Below are 24136 nucleotides of genomic sequence, written 5' to 3'. Positions count from 1 at the left end.
ATGGAAGAATAAATAAACAAGCTTGAAATATTAGTTTTTAAAGGATAATATATTTTTACGATAAATATTTCAGCAGATATTATCGTCTGAAAGCCGTCCAAAATAATGGGCGGTTTTCTTGTGTTAACGGGAAATAATGCGGAGTTTTGGCTCCACGTCTGATTCAGTTTGAAATGAAAAAGACACCTGCTATTTAAGGGTGTCCTTTTACAAGCTATACTTCAATGATCAATACTATACCAAGTAGATACTCCGTCTTCTTGATAACCTAACAGTTCTGTAATACGACCTGCTGCAACGACTCGATCCGAGGGTGTAGTATACGAAAGATGTTCTGAGCGAATTGGTTCGTAAATAGTCTCGTTTAGAAAAGCCAGATAGTAATACGTTTCATCGTAAATAGGGTGAGGAGAGGACTTGACTAAATTTACGATCTTTCTAACATCTTCTTGGTAGTAACGTTCATTTACATTACTTCTTTTATATTTAAACTCAATAACAGCTATAACTTCCTGAATTTCATTTAAGTCGTCCAGCTGTGCGACAGCAAGATCAGCCCTGCTACCTGGTACGTTTATATCTCTGTAATTTAATTCGGTATAGATCCGTAATTTCTGTTCCATAAGTAAATCAGATAAGGAGGAACGAAGATGGAAGTAAAATGCGTTTTTAAGTGAATCTTCTCTTAGTAGGAAATTGTCATGATAATCTTTAGATATATTGTTTTCCCATATCTCTTTTATTGTTTTATGGATTAAACCTTTAATCATATTTACACCTCAAAGCATTGAAATTTAATGACGTTAATTATATTTATAAAAGAGAGTCGATATGATTTATATAACAAGTCGGTTCTTAAAAACTGAGTTTGTACTTCATAAGCTTGCGTTCTCCTGATTGGGTAGATTGATACAAAATTCCATCCCCAAAATAGTAAAATTCATTATATACCGAGTTATCATAACTGAAGGTGGCTAGTCGTCCCAAGCTCTTTTCATCCATAAAAGTAATTTTATCATCATAGAGGAACATGAGGGTACCGTCTTTTGATGTTGTCACAGAATAAGCAGAATCGGATCCCAATGAGAGATTTTTGACCAGTCCTTTTTTATCGAATAAATGAATTGTGTTGTTCAGAATAAAGTAATATCCTTTTCCATCAGAAGTAAATATCTCTGAACGCGAGTAAGATTTATTTACTTTGAATGTTTTTTTCCACAATAGTTTTCCTTTCTGATCTTTGGCCATCAATATATGTAATCCTTGTTGGTTCGTATCTGAATATATTACTGTCCCGTCGCGTAGTACACCTTCAACGAAGAGACCATTTACTTTTTGCGTGAACTTTAGATTAAACTTACTGTCATAAAATGAATAGGTTGATTTATATTCTTTCCCTGTACCAGACCAATTTTTAATCGTCACAAAATAACCATTTTGATAATCGTTGATGAATTCTGAGACCTTCTTTTTCTTAATCAACCTTCCTTGTTGAGTAAAGTTGTATGTCATATAGCTAGAAGCTGAAAGTTTCAAATAGACAAGAAGGGTACCGTCCTCTAGTATGTATTGTCCTACAGCTCCTGCAGCATTGGTTGTTTTATCAGTAAAGGTATAGGTCCATATTTGTTTCCCTTTCTGATTAAAAGCTCGTAACTTGTAATAGAGATCTTTAGAACTGCCTTTCCTATGGCCAGTGACTACAGAAATAACTCCTTGAGAAGTAACCTGATTTAAGTAACCAAAATAACCAGATAAAACGGAAGTTGAGTTAATGATATCTACTTCTGAGCTTTTTGCACCAGTCTTATCATTGAGTACAGAAATAACGTATTCATCTCCTATAGTAAACAGGAGATTATTGACTTTACGTACGTCACCTGTTCGGTGATCAACTACCCATTCAGGATCGGGGAGTTCTTTTACCTTGTTATCCGAAGCCATTACTTTCGGATTCAACGGACTTATGGCCAAGCAGATACATAATAGAATCAACACTAACGTTCTTTTCATTTTTTTCCTCCTATTATCATGAATACAATCCATTCGTTTATCGGTTAAAACATGGTCCCTTATTAGAGAAAGCAAATGCTGTTTACGGTTTGCGAGGACTTAGGAGAAATTGATTGAGTACGAAATGGTGGATTTACTAAAATTGTTATTGATATAAGAACGTTTGTTTGAGTATAATATACAAACAAATGTTCTTATAGGGGTGATGAATATGCTGCCTGATTTCGAGCGCAAGATACTTAGAATTCTATACAACTACATTAATCAGCGGAGAAGAATGCCTACCTTAAATGAACTTGAAACTAAAACGGGGCAGGATAAGAAACGGATATCAGAAGCTCTGATGTTCCTGAAAAAGGACAACTACATATCATGGGATGATCAATCTGATTTGAATACTATTATCATTCTTGAGGGGTGGGAAAGGGAGTCCTCACGTCCTCAGCCACAAATTACAGATAGTGGTTCTGTGGATTATTGGACCAGGTATTAATTTTATGAAAAAGCTGAGAGGAAACGGTATTTTTGAAGGATCGAGAATAATATATCCTGAACATCGAGAAGCTTGGACACGTAGGAGAAACGAGCTTGAACGAATGGAGCATCGTAAGCCTAATCTCGATGAACAAGAAATACGGCATATTGAATTTTTGTTAGTCGACTCCTTCAATAATCGGAAACCAATTACTTTAACGGTTTATCACGAAGTTGAAAATAAGAGATACATTGGTATCGTGACAATAATTAGTGCGAGTAATCGTGAGATCAAACTAACTGTATTTAAAGATGAATGGCATTGGATTAACATTGGGAATATTGTATCCGCAAATCTTTGATTTCTGTGATCTAACAGCTTAGAGACACTTTGTATTAAAATGAGATTTATGACGCCCTTTTCGATTGAGTGAAGGGCTTATCTCTTTGCTTGCTTATATGGCCCTAAACATAACGAGCTCACGATGTAGGCGTTTTGGATGTCCTGTAGGCAAGGTAGAGAAGGGCCTGGAGAGAATAAGACGGTTCGGGTTTATGATAGAACAACTGCTGCAATCTCAGTAGATGCTCTATATACTAAGGAGATATACGATTAAAGATAGGGGGTATAATGACAACAAAAAACGTGGGTCTCTAAGAAACCCACGTTTATTGCAGCTGATTTTTATAACTAATATAATTGTATTCATTATTCCTAGATAATATACCATCGTCCTTCAAATCTTACTGATAAGAACACTCCGTATATAACAACACAACAATGGATATTATAGTTATTACATCCGTGAGAATTAGCATAAAAAACCGTCTTCTGTGAACTGCACCCCTAATGTTAGATGGTGTCTAACATTAGGGGTGCAGTTCACTATGCGGGTGGCCTTCATTTACTACTTTTCCATCAACAATTCAAAGCAGTTTAGTAAAAGTACATAAGTTTGCTCGAAGGTGAGCTCACCTTTAGGGTTGAATTGATTCTTCGCCATGCCGTTCATTAAGGAAAGGTTTACTGCTTGATATACCTGTTCCTTTGCCCAAGGTGAGATTTTTGTATCGTCCGCGAACAATGAAGTTGTAGTAGATCCAGCAGCAGAATCGGTTGTACCCTGCAGCTCTTTTGTTTTTTCATATACCTTAATGATAAGCGCGGCTGCTTGTTCTCTAGTAATCGTTGCTATTGGAGAGAATGTATTGGGCGATGTACCGTTAATGATGCCGTTCTGGTTTGCCCAAGTAATGTTCCAATCATCTATATCGTTAAAAGGGGACTCGACGCCTAATACATCAGTATATAGATCACGACCAAGCACCGTTTCGATCATATGTACTGCCATCTCTGTAAATTCCATTCTGTTGATCGACCGCTGATAAGATCGATCAAATGGCCATCCAATAAGTCCGTTTGCTTTTGCCTGCATGTAATCCGCCTGAGCCCAGTTACTTACTTTGTTTTCTTCCGGAACATCTTCCACTTCAATGTAGACAATACTTCTCATTCCTAAGTAATTATTAACAGAAATCCAAGTTGATCCCTTACCTATAGCTGTGACTTTACCAGTTGAATCAATCTTAACGATGCGGTTATCTCCGCTCTCAAAGGTATTTCCGCTGGTCTGGAAGCCTTCAGCAAGGCCCATTTGAAGGGTCTCTCCTTTATTAAGCTCGATATCATAGCGAGCCAATAAAGTAGGCATTAGCTTGAAAAACGTTGTCGTGAATTTAATCTCCGTTGGACTTCCTCCAACGGTGTATATACCTGTAATTTCAACGTCGAAGGCATCATCCATCGCAAAATCCCCTATCCCATCAGGTCTGAAAACAATTGCGAAAGAAACCCCATATGGTCCTGTATCCACATTAAAATACTTGCCGGATTTATCCTTGTCGTTCTCATCAAAGCTCCATACTTTTCCGTCCCTCACTCGGGTTAACTTCACTTGAATCTGGTCGGTTTTTTTTCTATCATACTTCTCTGGATTCATAGATACAGACCATGGATCGATTGTTCTGAAAACTTCTTCAGGAAAGTAACCTGCAGACGGCCAGGCGATGTAATCATACTGGACCTCGGACTTTGGACGGCTTTTGTCAAATGCGTACATCGATTCGTATGCAACGTTGTTAGTTGCATGTGCCATGCCGAACATGGTTTGTTTCATCTCTGGATTGATGATCCATCTGCGGTGTCCTACACGGTCGATATTTGATGCGCTTCTGTCAGCCATATAACCTAGCACGTTGTTATAAAAAGTTGGGCCTCCGGAGTATAGGTTGCTTGTCCTTGCTCCTTCTTTACCTGAGGCATATAACGCTTCGTCTATACCTGCAGGTTTGCTTGGATAATGAGTTAGTTGTTTATTTGCTGCGATAACCATTGCAGCCGCCTGTTGCTGGTCTGCAAGTGAATAGTTTGCTGTAACGTCATCTGGTAATCCAGCCAGGTACCTTACAAAATTAACAGCTCGAATACCATCCTCAACATATTTGGATTTTATCCTGCCTGCTTTAAAGGGAGCTGTGACGCTGGGAGATTCTGAGTAAATTTGGTCAGCCGGCATGTAGGCTGTTCCTGTTTCCATGGGCTTGTATTGTTCCCATTTATTCAAGACATCCTGTTTTGTTCGTTGCTCCGTCAGCTGCTGTACATTAGCTGCCTGTGCATCGGGGGCCGATAAGACTGTAGCGATCAGCATTGCCGCAGGTAGAATCAGCCATTTCCTCGATCTTCTGAGTGATAATTTCATCGTTTTAAGCCACCTTGCTTAAGTATTTTCTCCCTTAATTCCACAAAGATTAATCTATCGGAAATTTAGGACGTATTTATATTTATCGGAAGGTTCATCAGGATATCTTACAAAAATTGACCCTTCAATTTGTGCTGAAGGAGAGAATCGGTAGCTGCTGAATCTTTCTTGCTTCGTTTTTACGCCTGTTTACCTCCGCATGGTAATAAGGGCAAAACGACTAAATCTTTCAGGAGACTTATACAATGATAAAGTAAAGAGGAAGTAATTAAAAAAGTAAATAAAAAGTATATACATAAGCAAGGTAAATATATATTATATAATTACCAATATTTTTAGGGAGGATTTAAAAATGATTATTATAAAAATTAAGGAAGTACCTACAACAGCTTCAGGACTTAAAGAGCGCACTTCGCGTGCTTGGAAAGCTAACATAAAGAAATATATTAATGAGAACAGATTGATTGTTGTGCACCAGGGAGTTATTTTGGAAGAGTACGAAGTGAATTCCGTTATGCCGGATAGATTAGAACTTAATAGGATTTGTTTTGATTTGACCGAAGTACAAGACAGTCAATTAAGAGGTCTGATTATTAACTACAAGACCAGCAATCCTTGTACCATAATGGATGCTGAAGAGCTTGGAGATATTATTATGGTGAATGATACAAGGTACTGTACAGTGAAAGCTGAAGGAGATCTCGACTTGAAAACTTATAGACCGGTAATTCAGAGAATTAAAATAAAAAAGCTCGACCGCGAAGAAATTAGATTTGCTTACTATAATATTGATGACGAAGGAAAACATCATTTTCAACCGAGGCCTCTTGACTTAGTAGAAGATGAAATGATTGCATTGATTGCTCAGGGCGTGAAGAAAGGGGTATTTAGCAAGGATGGATTGAGCAAATTACGTGATTTATTTATTCAAATCTCTGCTACAAGCAGTAAGGAGAGCTAATATAAGCGGCTAGATTAAGATCGACTAAAGAAGAGGAATTACGATCACATAAAGACTATCCGGAAAGAAAGCACACTTCTGTAATTCAGAGCTATAAGGAGAGTATGAGGAAAATGAAAAACAAAATAATAATGTCTGTCTTGCTATCATTAACTTTGTTGTTGAGTGGTTGTAGCAATACAGAAGAGTTAATACATACGGAAGTAAGGAATGATACACAAAATGAAACGACTGTAGAACATCCTGCTAATGTAACTTCTGATGATAAAAATACGGATCCCGAAGCGAAACCAGATAAAGAAAGAGATATTGATTTTTCGAAGTATGAGCTCATTGAAATAGACGGTGGTGATTTGTCTGGATTTCGCAAACCAAATGCTATCGTTGACATTGGCTATGGGAATAGAGAATATTGGGCATTTACTAATGAACACGGCCAATTAATACGAGTGATTGCAGACGAAATAGTCCTACAAGATGACCGTAACGAACCCGTCTTATCAAATGGTAGATACTATAACGATGAGGCAAAAGTACCTGGTGTCGAAAGTGACAGCTTAGATGAAGGACACATTATTGCTGATTCTTTGGGTGGGGTATCAAATGCGTACAACATTACTCCGCAAAATAGTACACTCAATCGTCATGGTGACCAAGCATATATGGAAGAAGTAATTCGTAGCGCAGGTGGAGCAACTAATTTTGAAGCGATCATCACTTATCCGAACACTGAAACCCAGATTCCTTCAAGTTATCAATATATCTATACCGTGAAGGGTAATGAAATCATTGATACATTCGAAAATGCGAACCCTGACGAAATCAATGAATCACTCGGTTTAACAAAAATTACTGAGTATGATCCAGTGGATACAAATAAATCCATTGCCAGTATCGACACAAACGGCAATGGAATTGTGACCATAAAAGAAGCAAAAGCAGCCGGCTTCAGTATGCCAATTACTAGTGAGCATTGGCTTTTTGAATTTATGCGAGATGGTGATGGTGACGGAATTGTGGGTGAGTAATCACTGCAAACGAGAAGAGCCAGATTACCCTCTAATGGGTATCTGGTTTTTTATGTGATCATGTAATGAAAAAAAAGCACGTCACAAAGTCCATAGGGGACAAGTGATGTGCTTCACCGGTAAAAATTTATCGTTTAAAAACTTCATCAAGTCGTTCTTTCAGTAATTCGCTATTTCTCCGACGATGAGTCCGCTGCTCCGAGATGATTTGTGCAGCCGTTTTCGGAGAAATTGCAAATAGTAAAGCGTCCTTTGGCTGACTACCTACTGCCTCGGATACAACACCATTGATTGATACATATACTTTAGTTTTCGGCATGTTGCAACCCTCCTATTAACATTCGCACAAGATCGAAAGCCAGTGCATTATTGTTCATTATAGCACGTATCACGCTGTCTTTGGAAGACATGAACTTTTCAGTATTCCACTCAGGGTCGCACGGTAGGTGGAAGCTCATTACATGATTTGGGAGTCGGAGGCAATAATAAAAGGTGCAGTTTGCTTCCTTGAAGAATATCCGGTCTCCAAGATTACTGTACGTAAGAACGACGTAAGAATCTTGGTTGTCCATCAGATAATACTCTTCTCCCGTAGCATTTCCCGTCCTCCCTAATAACACCATACGGTCATGTTGAAACTTGTACAGCGTTACGGCCGAGCAATTATCATAAGAACCCACAGGCTCTTTTACAAATCCATAGTCATGTTCAACGACATTACCCGTAACTGAGACTTTAAATGACTCCAGAAGTGACTGAACGTTGTGGATCTCAGCAATACTCATACATGGAATTGCCCTGGACAGGGTATCATAAAATTGATCATATAATTCCAGCTGCTGCTCATTCGTTTCAATTGTGTCTTTGAAAGGCATAAGCCGGATTCCTCTCCGTAACAGATCGCTGAAATAACCCTTCCAATCTGGAGCTACAGCTAGATCAATACTCTCAAAGTAGATCCCTCTTTTAACGATGTCATGGATGAAAAACCATACATATGGGTCCACGTGGGAAAATAAATCAGTCTGGCGAAGTGCAACGACAATTTCTCCAGCCGTTGGGTATGAGGAGGTCTCTGCTATATGGGCCTTTTCGTATTCCTCAATAATTCCCTTAGCCTTGGAGAAATATTCAGTTTTAATGGCACTATCCACAAAAACGAGAACTGTTTTGCGTTTGTTACATGCTTCAATCAGCTCCATATGCGTTACAGTACGCTGCGATTGTTCGTAGAAAGTGCCGGCCTTGTTGCTAATGAAGAGCAAAAAGGCATCACATTCCCTAACACATTCGATACACTTTTGTACTGGGTTACTATGAGAATCCCATGCCCCAAAATTTCGTTCAAAGAGCATGGGCTCGTGGCCGAGCTCTCTCAAAATCTCCCACATATTTCCCCGAAGACGGCTAAGAGTATCTTGTGCAACTGAGCTAATAAAGATCTTGGTCTTGGTAAACAAAGCAAGTGTCACATCCAATCAGATTATGTAGTTCATATAACAAATTATAGCGTATTCCTGCATGTCGGTTAATTTTTATAGGCATGTTTTTTATTTAAATATTCCGTTGACGGTAACATCGTATTACGTCATACATAATTCCCTTACCAAACACACGTTCCGTTCGGATTGTTATGATATAATATAGGTAAAAAGATCCAGAAAAGAGGGGTGTCAATGGAAGTTAATTCACTGCTTCGTTTAGAACAAATTGCTGAAACTGAATTTTCGTTGATTACAAAGTTTTATGACGAAGAACAGGAGCGGTATATTGTTTTAAAAGAAACAAAAGGAAATTTGGATCGCTATACGAGCCTTTTATTTGAAAGAGAAGTAGGCGCATTACGCCGGCTACGTCATAATCATATCATTGAAATGTATGACTTTGGATTTTTACCTGGTGAGAACGGTGGCAAAAAGGGACGAATTTTTCTTGAGCATATTAGCGGCGAAAACCTTCAGACAGTAGACCGATCATTGATTGATTATACGGACAAGATTAGAATTATCTTGCAGCTTATTGATGCTGTTGAGGCTGCTCACAGCAAAGCTATATTACATAGAGATATCAAACCATCTAATATAATGATCGTCGATCACAGACAAGCGAAGCTAATTGACTTTGGGCTTTCGAAGATCAAGGGGATGGTGACGGGTGAAACCACTTATAAATTTGGTTCAAATCATTATTCAGCTCCAGAAGTGGGGTATCATCCAGAAAATGCTTCTTTTCAAAGCGACATTTACTCTTTAGGGGCCTCCATCTATTTTCTCTTGACTGGATGTGTACCCGGTTTGCCTGAAAAGCTACAGATATCTATTTCACAGAGTTCCGACATTACGCCACCCTTAAAGAACATCCTGATAAAAGCTGTCGAATCTGATCTAGAAGCAAGATATGAAACTATCACAGACTTAAAACGAGATTTAGCTCAGATAATCGGGGACCTTATGTCGGTTACAAAGTTCTCGATTAAATTCCCTTTCGATTTGCTCGAGCAGGCCAAAAGACAAAAATTTGTACCAAAGAACGTCAAACTCAGTGAATTTATTGATCAATACTTAAATAAGTGGTTTGAAAAAGATATCTATGGGTTCGTTGAATCCAGAATCAAAAGTGGCAGGTTGGAAGATGGAGATGAAGTGTCGTTTTTCTCAACGAACGGATACCTTTTGAAGGGCTTGTACAAGGAATACGACGAATATTTTCTTCTTAATGACATTAAATTTCTCAAACAGACTGATCGGTCGCGTTATGAGAAAAAGTACTTGCGTATAGCTGGTAAAGCTATATTTAGCCATTCAATAAATCAAGCTACACAGATGGATTTCCAGACCTACGAAGTTGTAAGTGATCTCGTGGATCATCGGATCGAGTATCAATCAGATGCGAGTAAGCAAAATGAGTTTGAAAAGTTCTTTGGAATCTGGACAGACTATCTCGAAAACGAGAAAGAGTTACTAGTTTCAGCTGCAAAAAGTTTTGACTATATGAGCTATAGCTATAATGCAGAGGATCATACGATGGAGTTCGAATTGCAGGATTCAACGGTGGAAAGTTTTGGATTTACAAATGAAACAACCATCATATTTGATCCCAAACTAGAGGATCCTGATCGAAAGTATAGAACAAAGCCAGTGAAGATCGGAAAGTTCAAGGAAATCACTTATCAGGACGAGACAGTGTATCTTGTAGTTGAATCATCGAAAAAAATCAATGGGATTCCACGTTCAGGGAAACTTGTTGAAGACTATCGATTAAAAACTAAATTAATTGATAAGCAAATGAGCGCTATCCGTGCGTTGAATAACGATGAGGCCATATGCAATGAGAACTTAAGGGATATTATTTTAGGTTTTGAAAGCCCTAAATCTATAGGTAGTTTCAATAACATCGACTTCTTCAATAAGAGATTAGATGCCAACCAAAAAGAATCAGTAAAAGTGGCCTTGAATACATCCTCGATTGCAGTCATACAGGGTCCTCCTGGAACAGGGAAAACGACAGTAATTCGCGAGTTTGTGAATCAGATTTTACACCGTAATAATGCAGATATATCACAGGAAAATTTTAAAATTCTAATTGTGTCACAGTCACATACCGCTGTTGACAATGTATTGGAAGGGTTAAACTTTCCACAAGATTTTAAAACGAAAGCAGTCCGGATTGGTCAAGATGAGAATATCTTGCCAGCTATTCGGGACAAATACAGTGTCTCAAACGTCAGAAACATATGGTCTAAGGAAACAAAAGATGCCTCTAACCGGAAGATGATTGATCTAACCACGCAGTATGGAATTGATCCGGATGAGCTAAAGCGATACGTTGATATGTACTCTAAAACAAGCCGTTCAGAGGAGGAAGAGTTACTAATTCAGCAATTCGAGTCCAGATATCAGGATGAACCAGAAAAGCAGCGGATTATACGAACTGCTATTATTCAAGATAACTGGGTAAAGCGTCTTGGAATTGCCAGTGATTCAGAATCACGACTAATTGAAAATGCAACCATTGTCGCGGGTACCTGTACCGGTTTTAATTCAAATCCCTCTACACGGAATATGAATTTTGATTATGTCATTGTTGATGAAGGAGCGAAAGCGAGTGTACCAGAACTTCTTATACCGCTCCTTAAGGGAAGTCGGTTGATCTTAGTTGGAGATCATCAACAATTACCTCCTGTACTCAATACAGATGCCATAAAGCTAACTTCACATGGAAAACAAGAAGATTTTGAGAATGGTATGTTTAAACGTCTCTATGATAACTTTCCAAAATCCAACCGAATCCGCTTAACGACTCAGTACCGGATGCACCAAACTATCGGTAATATGATTAGTAGAGTGTTTTATGGTAATGAGATTCAGACTGGGATTCCCAATGAAGAACGGACTCATGAACTAAAATTGTATCAAGGAAAACAATTGATATGGGTAAGTACGAGTAAGGAATGGAATCGGAGAGAAATAAGGCATAAGTCAAATGAAGATAGAAATACCTATAAAAATGAGAAAGAAATGCAAGTTATTAAACAAATGCTTTGGGAGTTTGATAAAGAAGAGGCCTCCCGTAAATATGAAATCGCAGTAATTACAGGTTACAGCTATCAAAAGTCTATTATAAGAGATTTTGTCGCAAGGGCTGACTTTAGAAATATCAGCAATATTGAGGTGAATACGGTCGATGCATATCAAGGAAAAGACAAAGACATTGTCATTTTTAGTACCGTCCGGAGCAACAAAAATAATGATATTGGATTTCAGAAGTCAGCGCAGAGAATCAATGTAGCATTGTCCAGGGCACGAAGGCTATTAGTCATAGTTGGAGATAAGGATCATTTCATGCTAAATCGACAACCTACAAACAAACTTCCAGAAATTGAGCGTTATATGTCTCAAACAGACGGCTGTGAGATTATTGAATACAAGGAGCCAAGTCATGCGAGAAAATGATTACATTCTAAATTTGAAAACTAAAATCCCTCCACAAATAGACGGTCTACGGTATTTGAAGACGATTACGATCGGCATTCCTTACGTTCGTATGAAGTTGAATATCACTACTCGCAGGGAGTATCATCTTCCCTTGGCTCATGAAGTTGTTCTCCGCCTTATTGCTGAGAAATGGACGAACTATGAGGAGATACGTGAAGTGCTTGGCGTTGATAAAGACTATCTTGACAAAATTCTCTTGGAGCTGGGCGTAGCTGATTACATTACCCACGTAGGGAGGGAGATCTCCCTATCTGCTGCGGGAAGGAAGGTTCTGCTCGATTTAAAATCCATAAGAATTGAACCGGATTATATGGATAATGTCTACTTCAATATGCTCACTGGAGAAATTGTTAAAGAAGAGAGCACGTACAGGTCCAAGTTGAAAAACAAATCTAAATGTATGGTTTACCTAAATAACATAGAAGATATATCTGGAGATTTTCTTGCCAAAAACGAACATGAAATTAAAGAGTTGTATAATATAAGGGTTAGGGATAGCCGTGACAGATATATGGGAGATGAAACTGTTGGTAGTGATGAATTGTACCGGGTTATTACTATAGAGGACTATGACCGGGTGTACGATCAATTGCCAGCCCATGTTTACTACTCCCATGACAATAAGAATATTGTTTTCGAACTTGGAAACGACGATAATAAAGAATTGTATTACAATTGTCTTAAAGAACAAATGAAAAGTCACCCTAAATCATTTGATGAAATATATGATACGAGGCAGTTTTTTCAACGTAAAGAATCCACTTTCTTTAAATGGTATCCTGAAGAGGAGTATGCCATACAAACTTTAGAGGATAAGCGATCTGTGTTTACAACTCATCTCCAGAGTTCAAGTATAGACATAGAGCAGATCCACAGCAGTTGTTTTACAGAACGCCTTTTGATGTACCAAGAATACCAAGATATTCTACGTTCTCTAACTCAAAAGAAACCTAGAGAAGTCGTTATTATTACTGATAATTTGTACATGTTAGAGGAGAGTGAATATAGCCTTTTGGCTTTAATTGAAGCAATCTCCAAAAATTCATTGATCTATATAGGACATGGGGAAAAATCAAATTCAGTCATCAAAAAAATCAAAGGAAAGATAAGTGGAAAGCGTGTTGCGACTAAAGAATTTTCTGATATCAGAGGAACTCGAATTATAGTAGATAATGAGTACATGCTAACTATTCATCTTATACCATTTGCTGTAAAAAGTGAGTACTTACTGCAGGAGGTTGGCATTTTGACTTACGACAAAACACATCTAGATTTAATAAAAGGTCGATTTCCTGATCTTATGCCCGTTAAGGATAATTGAACAGCTGTTTGTCGAGGGACAAGACATCGAAAGTCGCTTTTCCTGATCTTATGCCCGTTAAGGATAATTGAACAGCTGTTTGTCGAGGGACAAGACATCGAAAGTCGCTTATTAAGCGGCTTTTTTATTTTATCGATACAAGTTCTTGTCCCGAGCCAAGGACAAGAACTTGTATCGATTACCGATTAGATGATTATCTAAGTAATAGGGGTAGTACCAGCGAAGCTGCCACCACCCGCAAAGTAGATGTAATTAAATGGGAAATTTATTGATAACCACATTATACTCCTGCTGTGCATCGGTGATCGCCAGCTTTGAATAGACCTCCAACGACTTACGGCTTTCGTGGCCCGAATATGGCTGTATAAGTGCGTCATCGATTCCCTGCTTTTTAAGCCAGGTCAAAAGGAAATGTCGCAGCTTATGCGGCGATAGATTTTGTATAAGACCAGCTTCTTCCGAATATTTGGCCAGAATCTTTCGTATTCCCCGATCCGTATATTTTTTCTTCCACGATGATTCGAACAGGTAAACCGCCTGCTTCTTTTTCATTGAATCAGCGTGCATGGCCAACATTTCTTTGAACGATTGAGGGAATGGAACAATGCGATCCTTGCTCCCCTTGCCCTTGTTAATCCGGATCTGACAGTAATGAAAGTCTATATCGGAAAGTTTGATATTGATAAGCTCACTCACACGAACACCGGTATAAAGTAGCGTTTTGACGATCATCATATCCTGAAAATTTTTAACCTGCCAAACCACATCATAGTACCGTTTAAGCTCCTCTTCCGTAGGGACATAGGGAAGCTTTTTTGTTGTTTTCGGAATCTCAACTTCTAGCTCCGACCGGAGATGCTGGAATAAACTTTTGAGATAGGCATAATCAGGCCGTTCCCCCCGGAGATATTTGGACAATTCCTTTGCTTTTCGTTTCGGTGAAGTGCGTTTCTCGGTCACGCAATAACACCTTCTTCCAAAGGCAAGCGCTCACTCATGTTCAATCGGAACGTACCGTAAGGGTTTACGTGCGTATAGATCAGCGGCGTAAGCGCTCGGAAATCTTCTGGGGTCATCAAGTCGAACCATTTCCGGTCAGATAAAATACTTTGCAGCATAATGGTATTGATGTATACCAAGCAGTTTTGCACCAGATGGAGAGATAACACGGACAACTCCTGGTCTTCTAAACGGTTGGTGGCTATTTCCCCACCTTTGCCGTAAAAAATGAAACTGTTTGCCGAATTCCAATTCTCAACAACATTTAGACCTGCGTTGATTTCTCGGCGCAACTCCTCTGAATGGAGGTAATCACACAGGAATATCGTTTTAACCGCCTTACCGAGTTCTCCCAACGCTTGATATGTCGGATGTTTTAGATTATTCCGGGTAAATCTTTTCAAGATTGCCTCCGTCTCGGCAGTACCGAGGCGAAGCGCTGTTGCATACTTCATCATCTGATCGTACTGCTGACGAATCAGTTCCCAATTAATCGGACGTGTCAAGACCGGCTGCAAGTTTGGGTAGGCTTCGGTCATGCCTGATTCAGGTCTGTATAGCTTTTGCGAATGAATCGCTTTAAGCCTCGGCATGAGCTGAAAGCCCAAAAGGTAACAAAATGCGAAGGCTACCTCGCTCTGGCCATGTGAATCTACGTAATTTTTTTCCACTTCCATTTCGGTACAGTGACGCAGCAATCCATCCATCATCGCAGCGACTTCAGATGAGGAACATGATTTGAGCTGCGAATAGATGCACGTCGAGTTTTTATCAACGTGCCAGTAAATCATTACGCCGCGGCCACGGTATCGGATATGCCATTCCGTCATAAGGTTTTGATCCCATGCGCCGAACTTTTTAGAATCTGATGCACATGACGTAGTAGCATCACCCCAAACATCTTGCATCTTTACCCGGAAAATAGCATTTACCACTTCTGAAATAGCATTACGAAGATTATCTTTATGGATAAATTTGCGGCGAACGTAAAGTAAATCTTTGTATGATTCACCATGCTCACCGGCACTCACACGTTTTAAACCAGCATTCGTTCCAAGGCCGTATAGGGATAGAATCAGTCTCTTTTGTAGCGTGTCCCGTCCTAGCGCCTCACGAACAGCGACCGTCCTGAATTTCTCCGTAAAGCCGACGCGGAGATCTGCCTCTTTTAAAATATCCAAGAGGCTCGTCATTGGCCATCGTCGAAGCATCTCAGTTTTCAAACGTGACAGATTGATTGGTTCCGCTTGTGGTTCTAACGGAGACAGACTAATCCAACCATTTCCTTTCTCCGTGATCCGAACTTTGTCGTTTTTCGGGAGGCCGGTATCGAGCTTTTCCAAGCCTTCTTTCATGGCTTGCTTTAACGTTGAAATGAAGGCTTCAGCATCTAGAGGTTGTTTTAGAGCCTTGTAATTTTCTTCTCGTCGTTCTTCAAAATCTATAGGCAAATCTTCGTCCGGATTCCGGTACCGATTCGCACCACTCACCCAAATTTCCTTGCAGCGAAGTTTTTCCCTTAAAGCCTGTAACGCACTAATTTCATAGTTCATCCTGTTAATTCGTTCTTGGCCTTTTTCGTCCTTTTCAATGATTATTTCCTTATTAACGCTGCGAATAACTCCATCAATCGGAATATCTTCGGTGAGTGGCAAATAGTGAAGCCCGGTATCCGCATATTTTTTCACCATCTCCAAGGCGCGAATCACAGGTTGGTGAACCTCGTTATTCGAACGAAATTCGAGAATGCCTAAAATTTCGGGAACCATACGGCGATAATGGCTGCTGTATGAGGCCCTAATAATCGTATGAATCTTTTCCCGGTAGGCTGGGCCGGTGTGTTTGAATTCTTTCACGAGATCCTGCAACGTTTGCTGGTTGACGACCGGATATATGACTTCTCGAATGATTCCGTCAGGATTATTAACAGCAGATTGCGCCAAGTTAAATAAAATGCCGTACTTATTGCTTACCTTGCGTAAGTCATTCAAAATTTCCTTTTCAACTTTTCTCTCCGCCCGAACACCAATACGATGAACAATTTGAATAAGCAGCTCGATCAGGTTGTCCGTAATCTCCATGCTCCGTAGCCAAAAGAAAGCCGATAAAAGTGTATAGCGGATCGGATCAGGATGCCGCCGCAGTTCTCGAAGATCCTCTGTCGCAGTCCGCTGCCGATACTTGGTCAAAACTTTAAGAGGGATTTCACGAAACAGATCATCCGGAAGTTCCAGATTTCGAATCGTTTGCAGCTTGCTTACTTCTCTTAACACACTTTCGACACCTGGTTTGCCCGGATCGGCCTTCAGCTCTTGAAAAGAAAGAAGTCCCTCGTCGCTGCTTGAACCGCCCTGGTCTTCATCCAGAAATGCGATATTATCTACAAGTGAATCCAATTTAGACAAAGACGCCGTAGGCAGTTTTTCCAGTGTGGCTTGGAAAAATTGTTCCTCATATGTTCGGATTGCGGTTCTGATAAGTCGCTCGATGCGATCAGCCGTAGGCGGTACAACTTTCATATCCCGAAATCGCCGGTATACGGTCTCAACCAAATGTTCGAAGTCGTGATCCTGGAATAACACACTTTTGCATAGCCAATCGATTACCTCTTCAGCATCATTGATGGTATCCTCACGAAAGCCAAAGAACTCCCTGATTTGTGTTCGATGGTAGGTGATGGAGCGACCGGCCCAATCGTATTGTGCATACAGCTCTGCCGGTGCCTCGATCTGCTTTGCTATGTATTGAATGACTGCTTTGGGCACTTCGAATTTATGGAATGGGAATCGCGCTTCATATTGGAAAAACTTAAACAGAACAGCAAACCCCAACCGAGTCTCCCCCGACTTATTGCCGACTTGCTGCATTTCATTTGGAAGAAATGTGAAATGCTCAATTAACTCCTCCAGCTCCCAATTTCGCTTCATATGATACCCTCCGAAAAAAGTTCCTAAAATGGTCAGTATCGGAACAAAGTAGTTGAAATCAGTATATCGAAACTGTATATTTTAGACAATATGAATCACTAAAAGCTCGAAGTTCGATTTACAAAAATAAAAACGGAACATTAGCGTGAAGCTATCTTTTCCTTGTGAGTGATGGGCATAAGCCGACACTAAATCAAGAATACCGAATAAAAGTGTTATTAGAAGTTGTGTCAATTTAGTTATTGACAATAAATTGTGCCAGGAGTACTATGTTTGTGTTGATCATAAGTCCTTGTTAGGTGAGGCTCCTATACAAACATAGGCCACTGCCCGGAAATATCGAAAGATGCCAATGGGTAGAACAGGAATTGCCGGATTAAGGCTCTTCTTAACGTGGCTAAGAGCAATGCTCTTTACGTTGTATAGTGCCAAAACTCAACTAGAGGGAACAAAGGTGCTGTTTTTGTGCGCTTAATTAACCCTCTAGGTAACAACTAGAGGGTTTTTCATTTTGAAAGGGGGGAACATGCATGGACAGTGGTGGTCCGAGTAGTCGAATGTGCAACTGCAATGAATATCCTGTACAGAGAAGCTGCCGATCTGGCGCTCCTGCATGTTCTCAATGCCTAATTTTCATTCGTCAATTTCATTTGGACGAGTGTAATTAAGTATGCTTATTTGACATGCGTAAGCGACATGGTCGACTCCGATTCCTCGGCTCTCTCTGATTACAGGGAGAGCTTTTTTGTGCTTACAAAGCCGCCGAATTTATCTTAGACAGTCGAAAGGATGAGATCCATGTTGAAAATATTTAAAACTGACGCTTCCGGATTTACGAAGGAGATCCATCAATTTGAAAAAGGATGTTGGATTCACCTCACCAATCCTTCTGAACAAGAAAAGCAAAAATTGGTCACCGAGTTGAACATTGATCTTGAGTTTCTGCACGATGCCCTCGATGACGAAGAAATCGGACGCATCGACATGGAAGAAAACCGGGTTATGCTTTTTGTGGATATCCCCCTTCACATCAATGGAGGCAAGGATATCTATACGACTGTTCCGCTTGGCATCTTGATTATGGAGGATTATTTCGTTACGGTTTGTCTGGAAGAAACCGCTGTTATGAATGAGTTTCTGCAAGGAAAGGTGAAGCATTTCCACACGCATATGCGAACACGGTTCGTGCTGCAAATCCTTTCCTCGACTTCGCTCTACTATTTGCAGTACTTGAAGAAAATAAACAGAAAAATGGAAGCGTTGGAACTGTCCTTGCGGCGCTCCATGAAAAACAATGAACTGTTAACGCTGCTTGAATTACAGAAGAGCCTTGTCTATTTTTCTACATCCCTCGAGACCAACAAATTGTTGATTGGACGGCTTTTGAACGGCAGTTATCTGAAAATGTATGAGGAGGACAAGGACCTGCTTGAAGAGGTAAAAGTCGAAATCCAGCAAGCGATCAAAATGTCTGAAATTTATACTGCCATCTTAGGAAACATTATGAACGGTTTCGGTTCGATCATTTCCAATAATTTGAACCATGTCGTAAAGCTGCTTACCGCGATTACCATTGTGATCACGTTGCCTATGGTGATCGGTACCTATTACGGCATGAATGTCGCGCTTCCTTTTCAGGACAGTCCGACAGCATTCAGTATCATTATGATTATCTCGGCAACCATTACGACCATCACAGCTCTCTGGTTCTGGAAAAAGAAGTACTTCTAAGTTATTAGAGAAATCGAATAGATTTGGTGAGGAGTGAACGTATGAAGAAAAAAATCTCCTATAGATTTTATCTGTTGCTTCTGCTTATTCTGTTAACTGGAGTGGGTAGTTCTTGGTACATGTACCATCTGGGTAAAGGTGCATCACAAGAAACGCAAGAAGTTAGCGAAGTGTCGCCAGATCAGTTGACGGATACGATCAAGCAGAAAGAGCTGCTGTTTGTATATTTTTATACGCCAGACTGCGTGCAATGCAATAAGTATGAGGAAACGTTTGCCAGGGCAGCAGCAGAAGCAGGTCTTAAATGGGTAAAAGCTAATGTCAAATATTATCCGGAGTTTAAGGATCCCTATAAAATCAAGTCAATTCCAAGCCTGGTTGCATTTAAAGGCGGGAGCGAAGTATCCAGACTGGAAACGGATTGGGACGAAAATAAAGTCAATACGTTCTTTCAGTCAATCCAGTAAAGTTATAACTAATTCGTATTGAGAAGCCGGTATTTTATAAACACCAGCTTCTCAATATGCAATTTCATCTATACCAGCCCTTGCGCCAAAACCAAATTAACAAAGAAGAACCGACAAAAAGCATAATCCCTAATACCCCAAAATAACCCCAACGCCAGGTCAGTTCCGGCATATACTCAAAATTCATACCGTAAATGCTCGCAATGAATGTTAACGGAATAAATATGGCTGTCATCACGGTTAGCGTCTTCATGATGGTATTCATTCTGTTTGAATTCATTGAAATATAGCTGTCCCGCATATCTGCCGTCATTTCCCGATTAGACTCAATCATTTCGGAAAGCTTTAGCAAATGATCGTAAATATCGGTAAAGTAAACGATTTGTTCTTTCATTCCATCAACTTTATCCGAATTAATGATTCGGTAAAGCAAATCCCGCATCGGAAAAATGGTTCTTCGAAGTTTTAGCAAATGCGAACGAATGTCGAATACTTCCTCCATCAATTCTTGAATGCTGTCGTCCCTGATACTGCTCTCAATTTCGTTTAAGTGGTCTTCAATTTGGTACAAACTCGGAAAATAATAATCCACTAATTTATCCATGATTAAATAGGCTACAAACATAGGACCTTTTTCGATTAAATTCTTTTCTGTAATCCGATTCCAAACTTCATTGACTTCCTTGGACTCTTTATGATGAAATGAAACGACAAAATTTTTTCCTAAAAATAAATCCACCTCTTCTGCAGCCAAAGATTTCTGATTCATGGCATGTAGCACAAAAAAGTGTACATCATCGTAATGGTCTAATTTGGGCCGTTGTAATAAATGAAGACAGTCTTCAATCGCTAAAGGATGAAAATGAAAATAGGTATCCAAAAAAATAGCTTCTCCTTCAGTTGGAATGTCAAAATCAACCCAAAACCATTTAATTTCCGGGTCTTGAAGTTTATCTAATGGTACATTTTTAACCAACTCAAAGTTATTCATTACCGCTATTGTACGAAGCATTTTTTTCCCTCTCTGCGATCGATTGTATGTCCCGATATCCAATATTCCCATTTTTGATCAGTTTTTAAACTTGGAGGCACGCCTACATTGGTATGTTGGCTCTATCCCGGAATAATAAAATTACATATATATCCATTTACTTTGCGGGTGGTGTCAGCTTCGCTGGTACTACCCCTAATAATAGATGTATCTAAAACCTCGATGCAATCTAATGCAATGAGGATGGAACGTTCCGTCCGCTGAAAAGTTTAACGCGGGCCGAAGCTGCTGCTTTGATTTTCCGTTTAAGGAGACTCATACAAACACAGTGAAGATAGAGTTGGTTAAGGGAGTCTCCATTGGCTCTCTTTAACCAGTATAGGTGACAATATTAGTGGCTATAATGCTTGTTACTGATGACGCTGCTTCTATGAGGATGATGGTAAGAGACTTCCTGACTAAAGGAGGGTATGAAGTAATTTCTGAAGCTTCAAACGGATTGGAAGCAGTTGAACAATACCGTGTTCATAAGCCGGATATTGTGCATATGGACATTACGATGCCTGATATGGAAGGAATTCAAGCTCTCAGAGAAATAAAAGGAGTTTTCCTGAAGCAAGAATTGTAATGTGCTCTGCAATGGGGCAGGAGCCAATGGTTGTAGAGGCTGGCGCAAAGGATTTCATAATTAAGCTGTTTCAACCGGATAGGGTGTTATAGAGCATTGCGAAAGCTTTATCGTAGCTCCTCTCGAATAAAGGCAGAAACTCTGATTATAGAGTTCCTGCCTTTATTATTACCTAAATTGCGAGTAAGGTTTGAAGTTCAAAAAATATAGTACGGATTTTATTTAATGCAACAACCTGACGTTGAGTTAGTGGCCTCGTAAAGTGGCTATGTTAATATAAATCTTTAGCTATTGCGGAAATCTTCACTATTAAGAAACTCAAGGAATTCTACGATTATTTCTGAGCAAACATCTTCCTGAGGAAGATAAGTATATCGACTTATCCTTTGTATATCGGGTTTGAATAGCTCAACCAACTTTAAAATTGCTTCGGAGTCTTTATTTTTCGCTGCTACAATTAGTTCCATGAACTCACTTTCTGTGATATGTGTCTCAACATTTTCTTTTTCCATTTATTCACCGCCTGTTGACTTATATTTAACTGCTGCGCAACCTCAGCTTCAGAGAATCCCTGTAGATAAATTTTTTCAATAATATATTGTCCATTTGTTGGAAGGTCGTTGATTAGTTGCATGACTATAACTCTATCTTCAGTTTGGCAAGTGAAGTCATCTTTGTTGGAGTCAATTTCAAAGATAGGCAATTCGTTGTTTTTAATTTTTTTTGCACGGTATTGAACTCTCCAACCAATTCTGTATATTTCTTGTCTGTATCTTTGATACGGTGTTTGATGACTTGTTGTCATTAATCCAACTCCTCTCAAGATCTGTTTATCATCAATATGTAGGGAAAAATAAATTTCTAGTTTACAACCAAAAAAGAACATTTGTTCCCATTATATATCAAATTTATTCCAGATTCCTTACATTTAATTACATAAACAATTTATTTTTGTGCAATATGAATATCAATGTTCTGGAATTTTATTAAGACAGGTTGTTAAATGGGAGGAATTTAATCCAAGAGATCCCGGATGATGATCTTGGATACGATCTCAACACAGTAAGATTTGGAACCATAGATGAAGAGGTAGTGTACCGCTCAAAATATCTAATGAATCATTACCTATAATAAAAAATCCACTCCATATTGAAGTGGCTTTTCCTTTGGAAAAAAGTTAAATCTTCTAGTAGAGAGGTTACTCCGCTCGGTTATATATTTGTTATATTTTCGACCTAAAAGGTAGAGATCACTGGATAAGATAAACATGTCCAATAATGAATTTGGAGCTGCTCATTAACGATCAATAAGAAAAAGGGATGGTTGTTAGAGTGAAACCATGCATTTCAGATCATAGAAGAACTATTTTTAAAAAAACGAACAAGATGATTGTTCTTTTTAAGGGGGTATAGTTTATGCGCTGTGTATTTTGCCAGGAAATATAGTGAGATAAATCTAACCCTTGTCACAACTTAATATATAAATAAGACGTTTATATTATGAAAAGGAATCCTCATCGGTGTAACTTTCAGAATGGACAATGCAATTCCATAAAGGTTAAAGAAGAAGGGTTCCTTATTCAGCCACAGTTTCTGCTAGTAGTTCCTTCTGGCCCATTATTCATGGTCTAAAATGAATATGATCTTGATATTCGAGATCGTGGCTTTTTAACTAGTCGAATAGCTAGACAAGCAAAATGTAAAAATATACTATAAGAGAAGGCTTGAGTTTATCTATCTAATTATTTCAAGAGGAGGCAACATGATGAAGCGATCAGTTTTATTTTATATCTGGGTTGCTATAGTAAGTTACTTAACTGGCCCGCTTGTTTATTCAGTAACTCTTTGGGTTTTAGAAGGAGAGAAGGTTAAAGATATAAATAAATTACTTACCTGGACAGCACCTACGTTTTTTTCCGTCGGTATACTACTTTTTCTTCTTTGTATAATACTACTTCGTTCAATTAATAAATATAATTTTTGGTCACAGACATTAGCTTTTGCCCTTGTCGGAATCATTCCTATTACAATAGTACCTTTTTTGACTGGTTTCTCTAGTGTATCTAATTTTAATTTTGTGGTTTCTCCTGAAGGGACACTATTTATTTTATTTTTCACTAGTATTGCTATTGTTTGTTCTTACGGTACTTGGGTAGCTCAAAAAAAACTCAACAAAATCCCTTTTATAATCATTTCAGTAGTAATATTTATATTGTTTATTATCATAGTATGAAAGAGAATTGATATAATAATTTAAAAAGAGCCCCTGTTATTTACAAGGGGCTCTTTACTGTCTGAAGTGTAGTCATAACTATGGATGTTTAGACTGTCCTATTCACCGAATGTTCCATCGGAGGAGCTAGAGACGCAGGCGTCTCACCAGTTACACGTGGATCATGCGTATAAATACGAGTTGGTGTGCCGTAGTCTACGCGCTTATAAATTTCATGTGCTGGATAGCCATCGTGTGCGCCATTTACGGTTACTTTACCTGTATTAGTTACAGTAATTGTATATTCCCAATCAATTGTTGGAGCAGAGCTAACTAGCGGGTTAGCTGCACTGGCTCGCAACTTGAAAGTAGCCGATGTACTAGAGATGCTCTGATTTGAAATAGTAAGACCAGCGGAAGAGGCATGGCCGGTAAATTGTCGGAGTACCTCTCCAGTTTCAATATCAACTGTTCTTTCAGTCGTCGAGCCTACGGATTTAAAATGCTTAATTTCTTTATTATTGAAATCAACTAGGGGTACCGCCAACAAAGTGCGGATTTTGTACGCTAAGCCCCGTTTGATCGAAAAAAGGCCGATATCCTGTACGCTAAGGATTACCGGCTTATTG

The 24136-nt window shown here is 39.1% G+C and carries 20 protein-coding genes, 2 pseudogenes and 1 riboswitch; of the genes and pseudogenes, 11 read left to right on the top strand and 11 right to left on the bottom strand.

Annotated features, from left to right (window positions below):
• Positions 1–221 precede the first annotated feature (221 nt).
• Positions 222–770, bottom strand: coding sequence for a hypothetical protein (locus BLW49_RS28015; protein WP_090728167.1), 549 nt, complete (start codon positions 768–770; stop codon positions 222–224).
• 85 nt (positions 771–855) lie between these two features.
• Positions 856–2013 carry a hypothetical protein gene (locus BLW49_RS28010; protein ID WP_090728166.1) on the bottom strand — a complete coding sequence of 386 codons (1158 nt, stop codon included), beginning with the start codon at positions 2011–2013 and terminating at the stop codon, positions 856–858.
• Positions 2014–2224: 211 nt separating this feature from the next.
• On the opposite strand from BLW49_RS28010, the gene BLW49_RS28005 reads away from it, so the two are divergent.
• Both BLW49_RS28005 and BLW49_RS28000 read left to right on the top strand, forming a co-directional pair.
• Positions 2225–2506, top strand: coding sequence for a hypothetical protein (locus BLW49_RS28005; RefSeq protein ID WP_177178858.1), 282 nt, complete (start codon positions 2225–2227; stop codon positions 2504–2506).
• A 4-nt stretch (positions 2507–2510) separates the two neighbouring features.
• Complete coding sequence (locus BLW49_RS28000) at positions 2511–2849, top strand: YolD-like family protein (protein WP_090728164.1); 339 nt, start codon at positions 2511–2513, stop codon at positions 2847–2849.
• Positions 2850–3395: 546 nt separating this feature from the next.
• Here the strand turns inward: BLW49_RS28000 and BLW49_RS27995 are convergent.
• The gene (locus tag BLW49_RS27995; RefSeq protein ID WP_090728163.1) at positions 3396–5249 is read right to left on the bottom strand and encodes an S-layer homology domain-containing protein; all 1854 of its coding nucleotides are present in this window, start codon (positions 5247–5249) and stop codon (positions 3396–3398) included.
• A gap of 352 nt (positions 5250–5601) precedes the next feature.
• On the opposite strand from BLW49_RS27995, the gene BLW49_RS27990 reads away from it, so the two are divergent.
• Together BLW49_RS27990 and BLW49_RS27985 are read left to right on the top strand one after the other, a co-directional pair.
• On the top strand, positions 5602–6210 hold the full coding sequence (locus BLW49_RS27990) for a hypothetical protein (protein WP_090728161.1): 609 nt from the start codon (positions 5602–5604) through the stop codon (positions 6208–6210).
• A gap of 113 nt (positions 6211–6323) precedes the next feature.
• Positions 6324–7238 carry a DNA/RNA non-specific endonuclease gene (locus BLW49_RS27985; RefSeq protein ID WP_090728160.1) on the top strand — a complete coding sequence of 305 codons (915 nt, stop codon included), beginning with the start codon at positions 6324–6326 and terminating at the stop codon, positions 7236–7238.
• A gap of 127 nt (positions 7239–7365) precedes the next feature.
• Here the strand turns inward: BLW49_RS27985 and BLW49_RS27980 are convergent, their stop codons facing one another.
• Together BLW49_RS27980 and BLW49_RS27975 are read right to left on the bottom strand one after the other, a co-directional pair.
• Positions 7366–7557 carry a hypothetical protein gene (locus BLW49_RS27980; protein ID WP_090728157.1) on the bottom strand — a complete coding sequence of 64 codons (192 nt, stop codon included), beginning with the start codon at positions 7555–7557 and terminating at the stop codon, positions 7366–7368.
• Positions 7544–8710, bottom strand: a complete 1167-nt coding sequence (locus tag BLW49_RS27975) for a DUF4062 domain-containing protein (protein WP_256209965.1) — start codon at positions 8708–8710, stop codon at positions 7544–7546. Before BLW49_RS27975 ends, BLW49_RS27980 begins: the two co-directional genes overlap by 14 nt.
• A 204-nt stretch (positions 8711–8914) precedes the next feature.
• Here BLW49_RS27975 and BLW49_RS27970 point away from each other — a divergent pair, with 204 nt between their 5' ends.
• The gene (locus BLW49_RS27970; protein ID WP_090728154.1) at positions 8915–12190 is read left to right on the top strand and encodes a serine/threonine-protein kinase; all 3276 of its coding nucleotides are present in this window, start codon (positions 8915–8917) and stop codon (positions 12188–12190) included.
• A complete protein-coding gene (locus tag BLW49_RS27965; protein ID WP_090728152.1) occupies positions 12177–13553 on the top strand; it encodes a hypothetical protein in 1377 nt (458 codons plus the stop codon). The genes BLW49_RS27970 and BLW49_RS27965 overlap by 14 nt, the downstream gene beginning before the upstream one ends.
• Positions 13554–13805: 252 nt before the next feature.
• Here the strand turns inward: BLW49_RS27965 and BLW49_RS27960 are convergent, their stop codons facing one another.
• Positions 13806–14513 carry a tyrosine-type recombinase/integrase gene (locus BLW49_RS27960; RefSeq protein ID WP_090728150.1) on the bottom strand — a complete coding sequence of 236 codons (708 nt, stop codon included), beginning with the start codon at positions 14511–14513 and terminating at the stop codon, positions 13806–13808.
• Positions 14510–17479 (bottom strand): Tn3 family transposase, encoded by a 2970-nt coding sequence (locus BLW49_RS27955; RefSeq protein ID WP_090728148.1) that lies wholly within the window; start codon positions 17477–17479, stop codon positions 14510–14512. The genes BLW49_RS27960 and BLW49_RS27955 overlap by 4 nt, the downstream gene beginning before the upstream one ends.
• A 284-nt stretch (positions 17480–17763) precedes the next feature.
• Positions 17764–17932, top strand: a riboswitch (M-box (ykoK) riboswitch).
• A 345-nt stretch (positions 17933–18277) separates the two neighbouring features.
• On the opposite strand from BLW49_RS27955, the gene BLW49_RS27945 reads away from it, so the two are divergent.
• Entirely contained in the window at positions 18278–19210 is a 933-nt protein-coding gene (locus BLW49_RS27945) for a magnesium transporter CorA family protein (protein WP_090728147.1), read from the top strand.
• Positions 19211–19251: 41 nt separating this feature from the next.
• A complete protein-coding gene (locus tag BLW49_RS27940; protein ID WP_090728145.1) occupies positions 19252–19677 on the top strand; it encodes a thioredoxin family protein in 426 nt (141 codons plus the stop codon).
• A 64-nt stretch (positions 19678–19741) separates the two neighbouring features.
• On the opposite strand, the gene corA is transcribed toward BLW49_RS27940, so the two are convergent.
• The gene (gene corA, locus BLW49_RS27935; protein ID WP_072526570.1) at positions 19742–20689 is read right to left on the bottom strand and encodes a magnesium/cobalt transporter CorA; all 948 of its coding nucleotides are present in this window, start codon (positions 20687–20689) and stop codon (positions 19742–19744) included.
• Between the two features lie 215 nt (positions 20690–20904).
• On the opposite strand from corA, the pseudogene BLW49_RS29575 reads away from it, so the two are divergent.
• Together BLW49_RS29575 and BLW49_RS27930 are read left to right on the top strand one after the other, a co-directional pair.
• Positions 20905–21000, top strand: a pseudogene (locus BLW49_RS29575) (S-layer homology domain-containing protein); the annotation flags it as partial.
• A 71-nt stretch (positions 21001–21071) separates the two neighbouring features.
• Positions 21072–21388, top strand: a pseudogene (locus BLW49_RS27930) (response regulator).
• Between the two features lie 192 nt (positions 21389–21580).
• Here BLW49_RS27930 and BLW49_RS27925 read toward each other — a convergent pair.
• On the bottom strand, positions 21581–21763 hold the full coding sequence (locus BLW49_RS27925) for a helix-turn-helix domain-containing protein (protein WP_090728143.1): 183 nt from the start codon (positions 21761–21763) through the stop codon (positions 21581–21583).
• A complete protein-coding gene (locus BLW49_RS27920) occupies positions 21754–22101 on the bottom strand; it encodes a sigma factor-like helix-turn-helix DNA-binding protein (RefSeq protein ID WP_090728141.1) in 348 nt (115 codons plus the stop codon). Before BLW49_RS27920 ends, BLW49_RS27925 begins: the two co-directional genes overlap by 10 nt.
• Before the next feature lie 956 nt (positions 22102–23057).
• Here BLW49_RS27920 and BLW49_RS27915 point away from each other — a divergent pair.
• Entirely contained in the window at positions 23058–23528 is a 471-nt protein-coding gene (locus BLW49_RS27915) for a hypothetical protein (protein ID WP_143042174.1), read from the top strand.
• 88 nt (positions 23529–23616) lie between these two features.
• Here BLW49_RS27915 and BLW49_RS27910 read toward each other — a convergent pair.
• The coding region (locus BLW49_RS27910; RefSeq protein WP_090728138.1) for a DUF3238 domain-containing protein at positions 23617–24136 on the bottom strand (520 nt) is incomplete at its 5' end.

The organism is Paenibacillus sp. PDC88 (assembly GCF_900106725.1).
Lineage (GTDB): Bacteria > Bacillota > Bacilli > Paenibacillales > Paenibacillaceae > Paenibacillus > Paenibacillus shunpengii.
The sequence above is the reverse complement of the archived record's forward strand: the minus strand, read 5'-3'. Positions and strand labels throughout refer to the sequence as shown.

Bases quoted from the DNA above. Each gene is read 5' to 3' on its own strand.
- BLW49_RS27990 (WP_090728161.1), top strand. From the start codon at position 5,602: ATGATTATTATAAAAATTAAGGAAGTACCTACAACAGCTTCAGGACTT.
- BLW49_RS28015 (WP_090728167.1), bottom strand. From the start codon at position 770: ATGATTAAAGGTTTAATCCATAAAACAATAAAAGAGATATGGGAAAAC.
- BLW49_RS28005 (WP_177178858.1), top strand. From the start codon at position 2,225: ATGCTGCCTGATTTCGAGCGCAAGATACTTAGAATTCTATACAACTAC.
- BLW49_RS28000 (WP_090728164.1), top strand. From the start codon at position 2,511: ATGAAAAAGCTGAGAGGAAACGGTATTTTTGAAGGATCGAGAATAATA.
- corA (WP_072526570.1), bottom strand. From the start codon at position 20,689: ATGCTTCGTACAATAGCGGTAATGAATAACTTTGAGTTGGTTAAAAAT.
- BLW49_RS28010 (WP_090728166.1), bottom strand. From the start codon at position 2,013: ATGAAAAGAACGTTAGTGTTGATTCTATTATGTATCTGCTTGGCCATA.
- BLW49_RS27965 (WP_090728152.1), top strand. From the start codon at position 12,177: ATGCGAGAAAATGATTACATTCTAAATTTGAAAACTAAAATCCCTCCA.
- BLW49_RS27920 (WP_090728141.1), bottom strand. From the start codon at position 22,101: ATGACAACAAGTCATCAAACACCGTATCAAAGATACAGACAAGAAATA.
- BLW49_RS27985 (WP_090728160.1), top strand. From the start codon at position 6,324: ATGAAAAACAAAATAATAATGTCTGTCTTGCTATCATTAACTTTGTTG.
- BLW49_RS27925 (WP_090728143.1), bottom strand. From the start codon at position 21,763: ATGGAACTAATTGTAGCAGCGAAAAATAAAGACTCCGAAGCAATTTTA.
- BLW49_RS27945 (WP_090728147.1), top strand. From the start codon at position 18,278: ATGTTGAAAATATTTAAAACTGACGCTTCCGGATTTACGAAGGAGATC.
- BLW49_RS27970 (WP_090728154.1), top strand. From the start codon at position 8,915: ATGGAAGTTAATTCACTGCTTCGTTTAGAACAAATTGCTGAAACTGAA.
- BLW49_RS27940 (WP_090728145.1), top strand. From the start codon at position 19,252: ATGAAGAAAAAAATCTCCTATAGATTTTATCTGTTGCTTCTGCTTATT.
- BLW49_RS27915 (WP_143042174.1), top strand. From the start codon at position 23,058: ATGATGAAGCGATCAGTTTTATTTTATATCTGGGTTGCTATAGTAAGT.
- BLW49_RS27955 (WP_090728148.1), bottom strand. From the start codon at position 17,479: ATGAAGCGAAATTGGGAGCTGGAGGAGTTAATTGAGCATTTCACATTT.
- BLW49_RS27995 (WP_090728163.1), bottom strand. From the start codon at position 5,249: ATGAAATTATCACTCAGAAGATCGAGGAAATGGCTGATTCTACCTGCG.
- BLW49_RS27980 (WP_090728157.1), bottom strand. From the start codon at position 7,557: ATGCCGAAAACTAAAGTATATGTATCAATCAATGGTGTTGTATCCGAG.